This window comes from Dyadobacter alkalitolerans DSM 23607 (assembly GCF_000428845.1).
Taxonomy (GTDB): Bacteria; Bacteroidota; Bacteroidia; order Cytophagales; family Spirosomataceae; genus Dyadobacter; species Dyadobacter alkalitolerans.
Genome location: NZ_AUAS01000002.1, coordinates 283,653 through 299,104, shown reverse-complemented (window position 1 = coordinate 299,104; position 15,452 = coordinate 283,653). Strand labels below are relative to the sequence as shown.

Below are 15,452 nucleotides of genomic sequence, written 5' to 3'. Positions count from 1 at the left end.
ATGAGATTTTAGACCGACGGATTTGACACATCCATTTCAAAGCATAACGGCAAATATCGATTTTAGGATCAAAATAAAAGAATATCTTTCAAAAAAACAGGATGCCAATGGCAAATGAAGCAGCCAAGAAAAGTGGCTTTATGTTTCCAAAATTGTTATTTCTCAGCGTAAGGAGAACATTGTATATTTTTCTGACCGGGATTGCGCTTACGGCCTGCAAAGTCAGTATTTCGGAGAATCGTAACGGGAAATCGGCTTATCGTCAGGTTGTTCACATGGAAGATTCATTACTGTTAGCTAAACGATACATTCCTTTCGAGAAAACACTAAATTTCAGGGATATAGGCGGCCTCAAAACCGTAGATGGAAGGACAGTCCGCTTAGGAAAGATCTACCGCTCGGGAAATCTGGCTAACCTGGATGAAAGCGAATTTGACAAGTTGAATTCACTGCACATTGCAAGCGTATACGACCTGCGCACCGATCATGAAATTAAAGGTAAAGAGGATCAGTTGCCAGCGAATGTCAAATATTTCCATACGCCAACGGTCGAAGACAAAGAGGGGGAAATTGCGCAGTTGAAGACAAAAGTGATTAACGGCCAGATTTCGGAACAGCAGGCATTTGACAAAACAATCCAGTTTTATGAGGATGCTGTATCATTGAATGTGAATGCATTGCGGGAAATTATGCAGGGTATCCTGGATTCTGATGCGCCGGTCGTATACCATTGTTCGGCAGGAAAAGACCGTACAGGCATTATTTCCGCGTTGATATTATCTATCCTGAAAGTCGACCGGAAGGCAATAGTGAACGAATATTTACTGTCGAATTATTATCGCCAGGAGCACACAGAAAGTACATTGCGGAAAGCCAGATTGGGCAAAACCATCAAACGCAAAATGGATTTAAAAGCGGTCGAAGTATTTGTAACCGTGGATGAGCGATTTATCAATGCTACTTTCGGGACTATTGATAAAAAGTATGGCGGCATAGAGCGGTTCATAGAAAATCAGCTGGGTATCGACCAAAAACGCAGAGAACTGCTCATTGAAAAGCTTACTTATCAGGAAAAAATGTAAAAAGTGCCTTCCGGTAACAAAGACATCCAAGTTTCTCTACATAAATTTTGAAAGATTTTCTATAATTCTTATCATTACCGATAATTATATACTCTCTGGATCTTTGATGAAATACCCTCTACTCTCAACGCTCTTCATTGTTGCCCTAAATTTGTTCACGCCTAGCTTCGCACAGAAGTCAGGCTTACCCTATGACCGGTTCACCGGCGAAATTACCCAGACCAAATCGGTACAAACCGGCCAGTCACGCGACAAAGCTTTTAACGCTGCGAAGGCCTGGATACGCAGGACCTATCCCAATTATCGCGAGGTGATGCGGGTTGAGGATGCGGGTCTGGGCAGGATCGTTTTTCAGGATCAGGAACCGATCGTCTCCGAAAGTTTCAACTCATTCAGTTACCGCGTCCAGGTTGATATCAAAGACGGATATTACAACTGCACCATTAACAATGTAAAGACGCGCAATGCCGTTTCGGCTGCCTACACATCGGCAGATGCAGATTTTTCAAACATCGGCATGTACGGCAAACATATCGACGACATCGGCCGCGAAATTTCCATCACAAAAAGCAAGAAGGCAAGGGCCAAGCTGTATCAGCAGCGCCGCAACATCAAGTCCGTCCTCCAAGACTATCATAAATCCCACTACCTGATGGACCTCCAATTCACCATGATCCAAAACGGCCTCCGTGAAGCAGTGCTGGGTGCCGGCTCGCTAGCTGTGAAGTGAGGTTGAGTAAAATTCTTTCCTTTTGATAAATGCTTTTCCGAAAAATAAATAGAATTCATTTTGTCTAAAAGGTTCGCTAACCTTAGCTGCTGGCAAAGCTTGTAGCAAGCTTTGCTAATGAATTTATTTGCATAAAAAGCAGGACGGCGTTAATGAAGAACATTTTACTCATATATCTGTTTCTGGTTTTTACTACCAGTTGCGAGGCCAGTCAATATGATATCGATTGGCATTTAAGGGATATGCCATCCAGGATGCTTGGATCGTTTTTGTTCCTGATATTTATGTTTGCGACATTCAAGCCGAAGCTTTGGATTGTACGTAAAATATCCAAGTGTCCACTACATGACAGGAATTCGGACGGTTCGGAGAATACGGAACCAATGTTTTGGTTTAAGATCATAAATGTCAACAGCTGTTTCAAATGCCATGATTTGAGATTTAGCCTATTCATCTTGGAGCCACATTATAGTGGAGGCAAGAATATTATGATAGATTCTATCGAACTGAAAAGAAGCGACCTCCCATTCTTGCGATCACTATCTTCGGGGTTTGGGAATAGCGCCCACGATGAGTTTGCATGCCGGATCAGGACCTCCGAAAATTTGGAACTTCTTCTGGGCAGGACAAAGTCTCTCAGGCTGCAAGTTGTAGCAAAGCATCAGTTGTCAGGTCTCACCTCATATTTCACCAGGGACTTTGATATCGACGACATTGAAGAAGGGAGGTTTAAGAGCGGGTTATCAGGAAAGGTGCTGACTAAGGCTCGATAAGCAGAGCTTATATTATCATTTCTCTACGTTATTTTTTGACAACATTTAGCAAAATTTTATAACTTTACTTATTGGTCAATCAAACATTAATACATTGCTTTAAAGTTTTTGTTGAACTAACCACATAATACTATGACTACATCGCACAAAGACATCATCGTTGAATAATCACTAAGGTTAATTAAAACAAAAGGGGAAGCTTGCTTCCCCTTTTGTTTTATATGGTGATAAATGTGAGATCGCCGCTTTACGGGCGAGCTTTTCAAGGCACAATCGTAGTGAACAAGTACACTGCGAAAATGACCAGGAGGACTACGCCTTGCATGACGGTGGTTCTTCCGGTCCCGAAGGATAGGGCTACGGTGAAAAGAGACAGAATGAGCAGGAGCGTGGATTTCGTGTCGATACCCAAGGTGATGGTGAGGCCGGTGAATATGGATACTACTGCCACGACGGGAATGGTGAGTCCGATACTCGCCAGCGCAGAGCCCAGAGCCAGGTTCAAACTGATCTGCAGCCGGTTTTTCTTTGCAGCCCTTAACGCCGCTAAACCTTCCGGCGACAGAATGACAGCAGCAACAATGACCCCCACAAGCGACTTGGGAGCACCCATTTCCACAACAAAACTTTCGATAGTAGGTGCTAGCATTTTAGCCAGAAGCACCACCGCAACGAGGCATACCAGCAGCAAAACAGTGCTGATTAAAGTCACCTGATTCGAGGGCGGATCAGCAGGTGTTTCTTTTTTTGCATCCACGATTTCCGTGAGAAAGTAGGCGCGGTGACGGACGGTCTGCACCATTACAAATGTGCCGTAAAGGACCAGCGAAATAATTGCTACAAAAATAAGCTGGCTATCGTTATAAACTGGCCCGGTAACGCTGGTTGTGTAATTAGGCAAAATCAGTGTAAGCACAGATATCGCGGTAAGCGTCACCAGCGCAGCACTTACGCCGAATTTTCCAAATTGCTGCTCCTGATAGCGATAACCGCCTACAAGCAGGCATAACCCGATAATACCCGTAAGAATAATCATAATCGCAGCAAAAACCGTGTCCCTGGCAAGCGCAGCCGTTTCGGCGCCGCCCGCAAGCATGAGCGAAACAATTAAGGCCACTTCAATAATCGTAATAGCAATGGCCAGGACGAGTGTTCCGGCTGGTTCGCCCACGCGGTGCGCGATCACTTCGGCATGGTGCACGGCGGCCAGCACTGCGCCTATCAGTCCAAAGGCAAGGAACACGTCATATACACTACCGAATTCGAAAGATTTACCATAATAAAGAAGCCACGCCAGAATGGGGGTTATGATAGACCAGCGTGGTAGCGAGAGTTTAGACTTCATGAAAACAAATTTTAGTGAAGACAAGTCTTGGGACTTGTTGTAAAGCCGTACCAAAAGCACTAAAGACATTAGCATGTTTGCAATCAGCACAACCGAGAAACTGAAAGATAAAAAAACTAATCCGCAAGGAGGGCGTCTGGGTGTGAAAAATTATGGGGTTTTGTTAAATTTTATTAGTCATTCTGAGTGGACGGAAACGCTGGTTCAGAGGGTTACGAGGAAGAGAAACGGTTTTTCAGCCAGTTCCAGCTGTGTAATTAGCATGATTCTTTTAGATGTCCGATTCTTCCTGCTTCAAATGGGAGCAGATAGCAAACAGGAGCGTCAAAAATGAGTTTAACAAATATTACGATTATCGGTGGCGGTGCTTGCGGAATATCAGCATTCATAGAGCTTTTTCTTCAACTACGCATCGCAAAAAGCCACCGCGACGTTAGCATTACCATCATTGAAGAGAACAAAGAAGTAGGCAAGGGACTTGCTTTTGGGACCAAACAACCGGGTCATATTCTCAACACCCAGGCAGATCTAATGGGAATCCATTTTACTGAACCACAGCATTTCAGCGATTGGCTGATTGAGCATAATGCGCGGATCGGCAGCGAAGTTGTTGATAACCAAGGTGAAAATAGAGCTTTTACCACCCGCAGGTTGTATGGAGATTATCTGAAAGAACAATTCGAGCATTACTTTGCCCTGGCGAAGAACGAAGGCATGGATGTGCAGGTGATCCATGCGAGCGCAACAAGCGTTGCACGTGAAGATTCCCGTTTCACCATTCACTTGTCCAAAAACGCGCAGCATTCGTGTGATTTTCTGGTGCTTTCTCCCGGCACGCCAGTTGCCGATAATTATCCGGACTTGAATGATAAAGAAGGCTATTTCGGCTCTCCCTGGCCATCAGAGCCTATTTTGGAAAAAATTTCAAAGGATGCGGATGTAGCGATTTTAGGGTCGAGCCTTAGTGCTGTGGACGCATTGATGACGCTTACGGATAATGATTATAAGGGAAAAATCACCTGTTACTCGCCAGACGGGCTGATGCCCAGAGTGCAACCGGCGGATCAGGCTGCAATGATCGATTGCAAGTTTTTGACCCTCAGAAATCTCCACGTAATCCAGCGGAAGGAACTGAGAAACCCCACAGTGAAAGAAATATTCAGGCTTTTCAAAAAGGAAGCAGAGGCATATGCAGGCGGAAAGATAGATTGGAAAGCCACTGCTAGAACAGATAAGCCTGCTGAAAAACTGCTAGCAGAGGACATTGAAATTGCTAAAAACGGTGGTGATGCACTCAGTAACATTCCCTATTCGCTTCGGTATGAGAGTTCTGAAATGTGGAAATGGCTGGACGAATCTGAAAAGCTCAAATTTAAAAAATGGTTTGGCGCTTACTGGGCGGTAAATCGTCACTGTATGCCGCTTGTGAATGCTGAGCGGGTTAACAAGTTGTTCACATCAAATCAGTTAAAGGTTGTTCCGGGCTTGAAAGAAGTGGTTTTCGACGACAGTAAAAATAACTTTGTGCTAACCCATGGCGACGGAAATGAATCGGTTGAGAAGTTTGTGATCAACGCCACAGGGCCTGCATCTGCTGTCAAATTGATGAAATCGGATCTGATGCAAAATCTTGCTAAGGATGGTTTAATTGAGCCGGAGGATGCCGGCGGGATCAAGATCAATACGGAAACGATGCAAGTGATCACCGGCAAAAGCGCTTATCCGAATTTTTACGCGGTTGGTCACATTACAAATGGCTTACTGCTGGATGTAAACGCCGTTTGGTTTAACGTCAGAACAATCGGCAATTTATCACGTCACCTTATCAGTCAGATCATTGGAAACCCTTCTTAAACTTTACGGGGAGCTATTTCCTGTTATGGCCTTTATCCCCGCCGGATACCTGATCAGCAAGAAATTTGACTTCAATTCAGATTACATCAGCAAGCCGCTGATCAACGTGCTCTTGCCATTGCTTGTGTTTACAAACATGCTTGACGCTGAGACTTCCAAGCTGATCGTTTTGCCCATTCTGACTTTTTTGCTGGCACTAGGGATGAATTTTGCTGCGAAACTGGCTCAAAACAAGCTAGCTTCTGAGACTGATCCTTTGCTGCTGCGAAGCTCATTTTCATTTTTCAACATTGCCTTTTTCGGTATCCCCACGGTGACCGCGCTTTTTGGAGAAGACAAAGTTAGTGTGCTGATCTGCATTTATTTGGGTTCGGCTTTATATGGCGACACAATCGGTTATTACCAGGTGGCCAAGACCAAATATCCGGCCAAGAAAGCCTTCAAGGAAATGCTTAGCATTCCGTTCCTGTATGTGTTTGTTGGGGGAATAATCTGTAAAATAGCCGGGCTGGAAACGCCGGAGTTTGTTAAACCGGCCCTTGGTGTGGTCAGTTTTGCTGTTTCCGCAGCCGGTATGATGATCGTAGGATTTCAACTGGCAAGTGTTGATTTTAAGAACATTAAAATTCCTTATTTTTCAAAATTGCTTGGCTTTCGCACGCTTGCCGCGATCATTATACTTGGCGTTATTGCTTTCGCAGCCTCCTTCATAGCCAAAGACCTGGAAGAGGAGGATTACAAAATGCTCGCCCTGGTTCCGTTATTTCCTATTGCAGCGAATGTTACAGTATTTGCCGCATTTTTGAAAGCGGATGAAGAACAGTCTTCGATCCTCGTATTCCTATCGATGTTGCTGTCTGTTGTGCTGGTTTCGGCTGCGACATTTTTCATGCAATAGGAGGGTTACCTTGCCAGTCTGGATCATTAGTATTTCAAAAAAAGTGCAGGCGATCGGTAAGGCATATACGACGATGTCTTAGCAACATAAAACACATCTATGCTGAAATGAAATTCTCAAAACAAGCGCTTATGGTGCAGCATTGAGCTCTTGTTGTGACTGAAAACGAACCCTTACCAATGTACCTTTCCCTGGCGCACTTTCGATGTCCATCGTCGCCTTCATCAGTTCGCATATTTTCTTCACAATAAATAAACCAAGTCCTTCACTTTCTTTAAACGACCCATTATCACTTTCATCCGATATCACGGGAAAGCGCTCAGTGGGAGGCACATGATTGTGGATGCCGGTCGTGTGCGTGGCTGGCTTTAATTGTTCTGCGAAGACAGCCGCGGGCGAATTTTCCCGGAAACCAGGGCCGGTATCCTGTACGCTAAGCACCCACCGTCTCTCATTTTCATTGGACCAGGTTATATAGACGCCTCCTGATTCTGTATATTTTAATGCATTATAAAGGAGATTTTGTAAAACACGCTGGATCTGAACTTTGTCGCTGGATATTTTTAGTGTGTCAGGACCTTCCGCAGTGATCGTCAGTTTGCGTAATTCTGCTACCGGCCGCGCGTTTTCAACAATTTCTTTGATCAAATCAGCCACATTGAAATCTTTGATGTCCAGCGTCTCCTGACCGGCTTCGATACGTGCATAGTCGGTGAGTTGCATTAACATATCCCGCAGCGAGGTCAGATTTTTATTTAAAATGTTCATCAATTCCGATCGCTCTTCATCAGAAGATTGCGTTTGCGAAAGTTGGGATGCCATTAATATCACGCTGAAACTCGATCGCAGATCGTGCGAACTGTGTCTCAAATGCTCGTTTCTCTTTTTTCCTAATTGTAGCAGCTGATCCAGTGCCTTTTGCAGACTGGACGCTTGCTCGGCCGCAGCCGTCTGCCCTAAATCATTGTAGGATACGACACTGCCGCGGTTTGCCTCGGCATAGATCCGGCTTAACTCCCGGTAAACGTAGGATGCGTTAGCTGCATCAAGTTTAGAAAAATCCAAATTATACCGGTCAACCTCATCAATCAGGATCGCGATAAGGTGTTCCAGCTCAATCACCAGCTCCCGAAGCGCGTAACCATTTTGCCAGCGGTGAACGCCATGCTCGCTGGCAATTACAATCGGGTCGTGTGTGGGTTCTATTTGTTTCAGGCGCTGATCCAGAACATCGAGTAACAACGGGACCTGGTCATTGAATTCCTCTCTGGAAAAGCTGCTCTTACTGCTTAGCGAAGGATCATCAGCGCATCTTTCGCGCCATCTGTTTAAAATTATCTCCCTGCGTGCACGGAGGTGTGCAGCCAAATCCTTCGCCTTATCGAGTTTTCCTGATTCTTTTTTTGCCATAACGGACGTCGTTGATCGGTATTTTTCTTTCAAGAACAACTGCAAATATTATACCTTGCTGCCATGCAAAGCTGGCATGAGCCGTAATTTGGAGCTATTTGCAAATTCCCAAGACAAAAAAAGCCAGGTTGGTGACCTGGCCTATGCCTTAAAGTTGCTCTATAGAATCCGGTTGACTTCGTAAAGTGGAGCACTACCGGCTCAGGATAAATTGGATTACATATTGAATGTAATCAGACAGAATGCAATGTAAAAAGTCATCAACACAAACGCGCATAACATCGCATAGATGAGCGGATGTCGGGGCGCCTTCATAGCATTTGCCTTACGTCCAATACCTGGAACTTCTTCATGCCCGCGGGCATTTTCCATTCCACTGTCTCGCCTTTGCAAAGCCCGATCAAAGCGGCGCCCATTGGGGTTAGTACGGAGATCTTCTTTTGTTTAATATCGGCCAACGCAGGCATTACAATGGAGAATTCCATCTCTTTATTTGTTGTTAATTCCCTCACTTTCACCTCCGAGTTCAATCTGATGCTATCCGGTCGCAACTCGTCGTCTTCCACGACGATCGCGCGGTTGAGTTCATAGGACAGGGACATTTCGTTTGCATTGCTGCTACTGAAATTTTCGGCGAATTGTTTTAACATACGAAAATCATCTTCACTCAATATCACATGGTTTTTTTGCGTATTCATAATTATAGAATTAAAGTAAATGTCGTGACACCGGAAGGCGTCACGGGTTTGCCGCTATGCAAACGAGCTGGCGGCCAGCTGATGAAAAACACGCTCATCCAGCTTGTAACGGTCGTTTAGCGTCAGACTGCTGCGCGCGTTGAAAAGCGCATGGTTAACTGCGTTGTACATCAGCCAGTAAGAAGGGCTAGCGTCCAGAATGCGCTCTTCCAGTCGCAGGCGTTCTTGTGCTTGCTTCGCCAGCTGGACCGGAATCGGCAGTTTTCTAAGCAGATCCTCTTCTGCCTTCGACACTTTCCGCTGCTGCAAATGTTCGTACACCGTGGCAGTTAATGTTGGCCTCGGCTTTTTGTGGCCCACGAGCATGGCATACAGCTGTGCCTGAAAAATTTCCTGCGTAAGACGACTATGATGGATTTTACGCAATTCCTGCGTGCTTTTGACCGGTTGTTTTTTATCCTTCTTTTTTGGTTTTTCTTCCAGCCAATGCTGATAATCAGTCAGCTTGCCAAACGAGTCGGCCCAGCCCATAAGACCATTCTGGCAGACCTCGCGATACATGCTGCTTCCCGGCTTGTTACCTTCATTGGTCATGGTCGTAAAAGTCTGACCCTGAATTGTTAAAGGTGTTTTACCGTTATAACTGTTGGTCAGGATCATACTGCGTTGCAGGCTCTCACTGCCGATGGAGAACCCATCGGACAGGATAATGCTGATGCTGAATTCACCCGTGCTTGTATATTTGATCTGGACCTCGTAATTTTTTCCAAACACCTTATCAATCACTTCCCGGATCCAAATGTTTGGAATAATCGTATAATCGGCGCTTTGGATCCCAAAAATCGTTTTTCTGCCCCGCAGCGGTTCACCTACCACGAGCTGCTGACGATCCGTTGCGATAATGTCATAATCCGGTAAAAGATCCGCCAGCCAAACGGGGCTCACAGGATAACAAATGTCATCCCACTCATTCGTCAGAACTGGTTGCGCACTAATGTATGTCATCGCTCATTTTTATTTTTACAGTTGTAAATTTACAGCCATATTTCATTTAAACAAAATCTTTTTTAACTATTTTCATATTAAATGTTAATGCTTGATGGATTTCTGTTGCGACCGCCGCATGGCATGCTCCGCAGGCTTGGGAGCAGAGGAAGAAGGAGAATTTGTTTATATATAAGCCAATGTCCAAAGGATAAGATTGGTAACTAAACTTACTGGGCCGGTATGGTTATTTAGAGTAATGTATCAGCTGCATCAAACCCCGTAGCACTTCATTAACGATTTATGGAAAATTTTACAATGCTTCAATTCTTTGAATGGTACTATCCTGCGGACGGATCGCTTTGGAATCATTTCAAGAATGAAGCTGCCCGTCTCAAAAATCTGGGCATCGACTCAGTATGGTTGCCGCCAGCACAAAAAGGAATGGAAGGTGCGGAATCCTCCGGTTATGATTCTTATGATTTATACGACCTTGGAGAATTTGATCAAAAAGGGTCAATACGGACCAAATATGGCACAAAACAAGAGTTGATCGAGGCAATTGCAGCCGGTCAGGAAGCTGGTTTACAAGTCTATTGTGACATTGTCTTGAACCACATGGGCGGTGCCGATGAAAAAGAAGTGGTGCCCGTTAAGGAAGTTACGCCCGAAAATCGCAATGAATTCGTGAGCGATACTTTCGAAATAGAGGCATATACGAAATTTACATTTCCCGGCAGGGGCGGGCAATACTCGCAGTTTGTGTGGGATTACCAATGTTTTTCGGGTGTGGATTATAATGCCTCAACTGAGCAAAATGCAATTTACAGTATTCAAAATCAGTATGGTGATGGCTGGCAGGATGTGCTCGATCTGGAAAACGGAAACTATGATTACCTAATGCTTTCGGATATCGAATTCCGTAATCCGCATGTACGCCAGGAATTGAAAAACTGGGGAGAATGGTTTGTGAAGACAGTGAATTGCGATGGTTTCAGGCTGGATGCGATCAAACACATGGATCCTGCATTTTTTAATGAATGGCTGGACCATTTACGGGGAAAATACCAGAAAGAGTTCTATACCGTCGGCGAATATTGGGCACCGTATGACCTGGGTTCTATGCTGGCTTACATTGAAGCGACGGACAAGCGCGTTTCGCTCTTCGATGCGCCGCTGCAAGCCAACTTTTTCAGGGCTTCAAAAGAAAACGAACATTACGATCTGCGGACAATCCTGAACGAAACGCTGGTGGAAACGATGCCGGAACTTGCCGTGACATTGGTAGAAAATCATGACACGCAGCCGCTGCAATCCCTGGAACAGACCGTTGAAGGCTGGTTCAGGCCGATGGCTTATGCGATCATTCTGTTACGCCAGGCCGGTTACCCCTGTATTTTTTACAGCGATTTGTATGGCTCCAAATACACGGATACAGGCAATGATGCACAGGAACATGAAATCACACTGGAAAAACTGAATGTTCTTGAAGCATTGCTTTACGTAAGAAAAAAGCTGGCATATGGCACGCAAAACGACTATTTCGATGACATTAACTGTATTGGTTGGACTCGCGAAGGTGATGAGCATGAAAACTCAGGTTGCGCAGTTTTGATTTCCAATCACGAAAATGCGGCAAAAACAATGTTCATAGGCCAGCAGCATGCTGGAAAAACTTTTGTGGATTATTTGAATTTCGTTCAGGAACCGGTGGTAATAGGAGAGGATGGGCACGCAGAATTCCGCGTAAACGGTCGTTCTGTGAGTGTCTGGGGAGTTCAGAATGGGTAATTGAAATATTAACAAAAATGCAGGGGAGTATTAAATGCTGCTTCCCTGCCACACAACGTCAGCCGATCTGGTAATGGTTTAAAAACCTGTTAACCAGATTGGCTTATGATTCGTAACCATTTCAAAATTGCATGGCGTAATGTACGCTCGGGCGGTTGGTATTCAGCGCTTAACATTGGCGGTTTGGCTGTCGTGCTGGCTGTGAGTTTGCTGCTTTTTTGGTGGGTTCAGGATGAGCTGGGTTTCGACAGGTTCCACGCCGATGCGGACCGGATCTACCAGGTTAATGCGCGTTTTGGCAAAGGAACAGACGAAAATATATTTACCTCAACGCCGGGCCCCGTAGCCGTCGAGGCCAGAAAGCAAATCCCGGAAGTGGAAAGTGCAGTGCGGATGGGGTATTATCCTTCGGCAACTTTCAAGGCCAATGGCAAAACATTTAACCAAAAGGATAACCTGGCATTTACGGAAGCAAATTTTCTGACATTTTTCAATGGCTTTAAAATGCTGTATGGCGACCGCCACGCACCGTTTCCAGAACCTAACTCGGTTGTGCTTACAGAAAAGTTGGCCAGAAAATTCTTCGGCACGGCGGATGCGGTGGGCAAAACCTTCATGAATGTTGAAACCAATGTTACGCTTATAGTCAGCGGTGTGCTGGCAGATGCGCCCGACAATTCTTCCATCAAGGATCATTTGTATATCAATTTTGAAGTATTAAAAACCGCCGGTCCTGACAAAGGCGGCGCCAAACTCGCTGACGAGAATTGGGATGATTTCGGATTTGCAACGTATGTGAAGCTGCGTTCGGAAGCCTCACCGGAAAGTGTAGGAGGGAAACTAACGGCAATACAAGCATCTATTCTGAAAGGCAAGCCCAACATTCCGGATTATCTCTTACAACCATTTACCGAGATTCATTTATATCCGGTAGAAGGCGGTGGGTTCGCTATGAAGCAAGTAAGCATCTTAGGAATTGTTGCGGTGCTTTTATTAGGAATCGGTTGTATCAATTATGTAAACCTGACCACCGCACGAGCCACAAGAAGGGCCAAGGAAATTGGCGTCCGCAAGGTCGTTGGAGCAGGTTCTGCACAGCTGGCGAGGCAGTTACTGGTAGAATCATTGCTGACATTGACCCTGGCACTAATCCTTTCTATTGCCTTACTGCAAGCGCTTTTACCGCTTTACAAAAGCTTAACGGGCAAAACGGGCCATTTCTCGCTCTTCGATCCAAGGGCTTGGCAAGTGCTGATCGGCAGTCTGACATTCTGTTTCCTGCTGGCGGGAATTTATCCGGCTATAATGGTCGCTGGGTTCAATCCTATTCAGGCATTGAAAGGTCATTCCAGCCAGGTAAGCGGTGCTGGGTTGCGGAAATTACTCGTGGTAACGCAATTTTCGCTGGCAACGATTCTCATTGTCGGCACTTTTATCATTGGCAGTCAGCTTCGTTTCATTCGCGAGCGTGATCCGGGCTTTAAGCGGGCGCATGTTTTTACTTTCGACGGGCGCAAATTTACGCCTCAATTCAAGCAAGCATTAAGCGGCCAATCGAGCATACTTGGCATCAGCACATCTACGGATACACCCGTCAATATTCAGACCGGAACCGCCTCGGTTGATTGGGACGGAAAGGAAAAAGACCGGACGCTGATCATGGTCCAGATGGGTATCGATAAGGACTTTATTGAAAATTTTGGAATAAAAATGCTGTCGGGACGTAATTTCAGCGGATCAAAATCCGATTCAGCCTGTTTCATATTAAATGAAACCGCTGTAAAAGAAACGGGATTGAAAGATCCTGTGGGTAAGCGTTTCAAGCACGAGGGCACGGAAGGGACGATCATTGGCATTGTTAAGGATTTCAATATAACCTCCATTCGCGAGCCTGTCTGGCCTTTAGTCCTGTTCAGCAAACCGGAAAGTAATTTCATGGTGAATATCCGCACCACCGGCGAGCTGGCACCAGATGCCTTGGCGGCAGCCGAAAAACTTTGGAAGCAATATTTGCCTGCCTATCCATTTGAATACGCATTTCTGGACGCGAATTACAACGATATGTACCGAACCGAACAACAAACGGGGCAATTGTTCAATTTTTTTGCAGGCGTAGCCATCGTCATTTCGTGCCTGGGTTTGCTGGGACTGGCTTCTTTTACCACGGAGCAGCGCACCAAAGAAATCGGAATCCGGAAAGTGCTGGGCGCTACTGTTTTGAACATTACAACATTGTTGTCCAAGGATTTTATGAAACTCGTTATTATCGCCATCGTTATCGCAACGCCTGTCGCCTGGTTTTTGATGGAGGAATGGCTGAAAGATTTTGCTTATAAAATAACTATTCAATGGTGGATGTTTCTGCTCGGCGGGTTGCTCGCGATCATTACTGCGCTCATTACAATAAGCTTCCAAAGTGTTAAGGCCGCATTAGCAAACCCGGTAAAGTCCATCAAATCGGAATAATTATCCAAGTCGTTTAAATATAGAGATCGGACTTAACAAGCATTCATTTCGCGGTGCAATAGTTAGTTATTTAAAAAAATCCCGGCTGACATTTAAATGTTGGCCGGGATATTTCTTTGAATAGCGTGACACACCGCTAAATCAAAACGAGTACCGCAAAATAATGATTGAGCGTTTCGGTATAAATCTTCTCAAATTTTCATGGTTGTTTTGCACCGCGTTAGCAACAAATCATATCTCAAAACTTAAATAGGATCATTTGAAAAAAGTAAAAAACCATGAAAAAAACGGGCCGAAAATTCGGCAATCATTTCGTTAAAATTCAAATTTAATTAAAAATCTTTTAAAAATTATTACACAACAAATCATGAAAAATATCTTAAAAACAATCGCACTATTCAGTCTCTCTTTTACCTTGTTGAATTGCAACAATTACAACGAGCCAATGCCTTCCAACGCGTCCGAAAGGACTTCAATGAATGCTGACGCAAATGCAAAACTTGGCGGTGGAAATTTGGGAGATTCGGAATCGGGTACAATGGGACAAGGTTCGATAAGCTCGCGTTTTGCCTGGAAATTAGCTAAAACGCTGGATGTTCCAACCAGCAAGGGATTTAACTTAACAGCTCCTTTTGCCATCACATCCGAAACAACCGGCGATATCGCTTGGGACGAATATGGCTGCTACTATGCTTTAAAACCATTGAAAGTCTCTTTCGCCAATCTTAAAATCGTAGATATTTCAACAGTTAATTATAGCACGCTGAAAAATTTACCATTTAACTTTAATCCCATCGCAAATGCTCCTGCAGGATCTGCTTTCTGGACCAACTATATGCCGGTAAAAACGGTAATTGCATGCAAAACTTCCGCTGGTAAATATTACCTACTCGAAGTTGCCGCTGACAATCCGCTGAAAGTAAATATTTACCATTGGGCTTTGAACATTTAAGCTTTCAATGTAAGTCTTTCAGATAGTAAGATTTATGAATGCCCATGCGTCGCCAGTTTGCTGTTCAGCAAATTGGGCGGCGTTTTTTATTGTTTGGACAAAGCATCATCATCTTCGTCATCTTCAACTCCTTCAAAATAATTCACTACGGTCATTAAGGGCAGGGTAGTGCGGTCGGCAGCATTTGACATTTGTATAACGGCGCGGTCAATATTTGTTTTATCAAAACCAATAAAATGGCCTTCGATCATTTCACCCGGCCTGACCTGGTATGCAATCGCCTTATCGATGTATTTCGAAGCCCGCTTTTGCAAGCCTGTAAGTTGTGGTTCCGACATTCTTTTCTCGTTGTTTCTCTTGTTTTATTCTCCTGCAAATGTTTTATTCTCCTGCAAATATCATAAACCAATTGGTTTCTATTTCATTCCATTTCATCCGGCTTTTATTCGCAATCCAAATGCCGCTGAAA

The 15,452-nt window shown here is 44.7% G+C and carries 14 protein-coding genes; 9 read left to right on the top strand and 5 right to left on the bottom strand.

Annotated elements, in window-relative coordinates; translation table 11 throughout:
* The first annotated feature begins 107 nt into the window (after positions 1-107).
* The 3 genes from G395_RS28505 to G395_RS31970 all read left to right on the top strand — a co-directional run bounded on the left by G395_RS28505 (position 108) and on the right by G395_RS31970 (position 2,585).
* Positions 108-1,082 carry a tyrosine-protein phosphatase gene (locus G395_RS28505; RefSeq protein ID WP_229203976.1) on the top strand — a complete coding sequence of 325 codons (975 nt, stop codon included), beginning with the start codon at positions 108-110 and terminating at the stop codon, positions 1,080-1,082.
* Positions 1,083-1,188: 106 nt separating this feature from the next.
* Positions 1,189-1,812 carry a DUF4468 domain-containing protein gene (locus G395_RS0104420; RefSeq protein ID WP_026628971.1) on the top strand — a complete coding sequence of 208 codons (624 nt, stop codon included), beginning with the start codon at positions 1,189-1,191 and terminating at the stop codon, positions 1,810-1,812.
* 488 nt (positions 1,813-2,300) lie between these two features.
* Positions 2,301-2,585: a hypothetical protein gene (locus G395_RS31970; protein ID WP_157486545.1), complete on the top strand. Its 285-nt coding sequence runs from the start codon at positions 2,301-2,303 to the stop codon at positions 2,583-2,585.
* 262 nt (positions 2,586-2,847) lie between these two features.
* Here the strand turns inward: G395_RS31970 and G395_RS0104410 are convergent, their stop codons facing one another.
* Positions 2,848-3,930 carry a calcium:cation antiporter gene (locus G395_RS0104410; protein ID WP_026628969.1) on the bottom strand — a complete coding sequence of 361 codons (1,083 nt, stop codon included), beginning with the start codon at positions 3,928-3,930 and terminating at the stop codon, positions 2,848-2,850.
* 73 nt (positions 3,931-4,003) lie between these two features.
* Here G395_RS0104410 and G395_RS0104405 point away from each other — a divergent pair, with 73 nt between their 5' ends.
* From G395_RS0104405 to G395_RS0104395, 3 genes are read left to right on the top strand one after another with little or no spacing between them, the layout of a single operon-like run.
* Positions 4,004-4,264: a hypothetical protein gene (locus G395_RS0104405; protein ID WP_026628968.1), complete on the top strand. Its 261-nt coding sequence runs from the start codon at positions 4,004-4,006 to the stop codon at positions 4,262-4,264.
* Positions 4,261-5,784: an FAD/NAD(P)-binding protein gene (locus G395_RS0104400; RefSeq protein WP_026628967.1), complete on the top strand. Its 1,524-nt coding sequence runs from the start codon at positions 4,261-4,263 to the stop codon at positions 5,782-5,784. Before G395_RS0104405 ends, G395_RS0104400 begins: the two co-directional genes overlap by 4 nt.
* Positions 5,768-6,682 (top strand): AEC family transporter, encoded by a 915-nt coding sequence (locus G395_RS0104395; RefSeq protein ID WP_026628966.1) that lies wholly within the window; start codon positions 5,768-5,770, stop codon positions 6,680-6,682. The genes G395_RS0104400 and G395_RS0104395 overlap by 17 nt, the downstream gene beginning before the upstream one ends.
* Before the next feature lie 129 nt (positions 6,683-6,811).
* On the opposite strand, the gene G395_RS0104390 is transcribed toward G395_RS0104395, so the two are convergent.
* The 3 genes from G395_RS0104390 to G395_RS0104380 form a co-directional block, all read right to left on the bottom strand.
* Complete coding sequence (locus G395_RS0104390; protein WP_026628965.1) at positions 6,812-8,092, bottom strand: sensor histidine kinase; 1,281 nt, start codon at positions 8,090-8,092, stop codon at positions 6,812-6,814.
* Between the two features lie 311 nt (positions 8,093-8,403).
* Positions 8,404-8,790 carry a GreA/GreB family elongation factor gene (locus tag G395_RS0104385; RefSeq protein ID WP_026628964.1) on the bottom strand — a complete coding sequence of 129 codons (387 nt, stop codon included), beginning with the start codon at positions 8,788-8,790 and terminating at the stop codon, positions 8,404-8,406.
* A gap of 54 nt (positions 8,791-8,844) precedes the next feature.
* Complete coding sequence (locus tag G395_RS0104380) at positions 8,845-9,795, bottom strand: hypothetical protein (RefSeq protein ID WP_026628963.1); 951 nt, start codon at positions 9,793-9,795, stop codon at positions 8,845-8,847.
* A gap of 282 nt (positions 9,796-10,077) precedes the next feature.
* Here G395_RS0104380 and G395_RS0104375 point away from each other — a divergent pair, with 282 nt between their 5' ends.
* The 3 genes from G395_RS0104375 (at position 10,078) to G395_RS0104360 (ending at position 14,983) form a co-directional block, all read left to right on the top strand.
* The gene (locus G395_RS0104375; RefSeq protein ID WP_026628962.1) at positions 10,078-11,565 is read left to right on the top strand and encodes an alpha-amylase; all 1,488 of its coding nucleotides are present in this window, start codon (positions 10,078-10,080) and stop codon (positions 11,563-11,565) included.
* A 105-nt stretch (positions 11,566-11,670) separates the two neighbouring features.
* Positions 11,671-14,031, top strand: a complete 2,361-nt coding sequence (locus tag G395_RS0104370) for an ABC transporter permease (RefSeq protein WP_026628961.1) — start codon at positions 11,671-11,673, stop codon at positions 14,029-14,031.
* 367 nt (positions 14,032-14,398) lie between these two features.
* Positions 14,399-14,983 (top strand): hypothetical protein, encoded by a 585-nt coding sequence (locus G395_RS0104360; protein WP_026628960.1) that lies wholly within the window; start codon positions 14,399-14,401, stop codon positions 14,981-14,983.
* An 86-nt stretch (positions 14,984-15,069) separates the two neighbouring features.
* On the opposite strand, the gene G395_RS28500 is transcribed toward G395_RS0104360, so the two are convergent.
* On the bottom strand, positions 15,070-15,321 hold the full coding sequence (locus G395_RS28500; RefSeq protein WP_035360373.1) for a hypothetical protein: 252 nt from the start codon (positions 15,319-15,321) through the stop codon (positions 15,070-15,072).
* Positions 15,322-15,452: the final 131 nt, after the last annotated feature.

Coding starts and splice junctions, on each gene's coding strand:
- G395_RS28505 (WP_229203976.1), top strand. CDS start 108: ATGGCAAATGAAGCAGCCAAGAAAAGTGGCTTTATGTTTCCAAAATTG.
- G395_RS0104420 (WP_026628971.1), top strand. CDS start 1,189: ATGAAATACCCTCTACTCTCAACGCTCTTCATTGTTGCCCTAAATTTG.
- G395_RS0104390 (WP_026628965.1), bottom strand. CDS start 8,092: ATGGCAAAAAAAGAATCAGGAAAACTCGATAAGGCGAAGGATTTGGCT.
- G395_RS0104400 (WP_026628967.1), top strand. CDS start 4,261: ATGAGTTTAACAAATATTACGATTATCGGTGGCGGTGCTTGCGGAATA.
- G395_RS0104385 (WP_026628964.1), bottom strand. CDS start 8,790: ATGAATACGCAAAAAAACCATGTGATATTGAGTGAAGATGATTTTCGT.
- G395_RS0104370 (WP_026628961.1), top strand. CDS start 11,671: ATGATTCGTAACCATTTCAAAATTGCATGGCGTAATGTACGCTCGGGC.
- G395_RS0104410 (WP_026628969.1), bottom strand. CDS start 3,930: ATGAAGTCTAAACTCTCGCTACCACGCTGGTCTATCATAACCCCCATT.
- G395_RS28500 (WP_035360373.1), bottom strand. CDS start 15,321: ATGTCGGAACCACAACTTACAGGCTTGCAAAAGCGGGCTTCGAAATAC.
- G395_RS0104375 (WP_026628962.1), top strand. CDS start 10,078: ATGGAAAATTTTACAATGCTTCAATTCTTTGAATGGTACTATCCTGCG.
- G395_RS0104405 (WP_026628968.1), top strand. CDS start 4,004: ATGTTTGCAATCAGCACAACCGAGAAACTGAAAGATAAAAAAACTAAT.
- G395_RS0104360 (WP_026628960.1), top strand. CDS start 14,399: ATGAAAAATATCTTAAAAACAATCGCACTATTCAGTCTCTCTTTTACC.
- G395_RS0104380 (WP_026628963.1), bottom strand. CDS start 9,795: ATGACATACATTAGTGCGCAACCAGTTCTGACGAATGAGTGGGATGAC.
- G395_RS31970 (WP_157486545.1), top strand. CDS start 2,301: ATGATAGATTCTATCGAACTGAAAAGAAGCGACCTCCCATTCTTGCGA.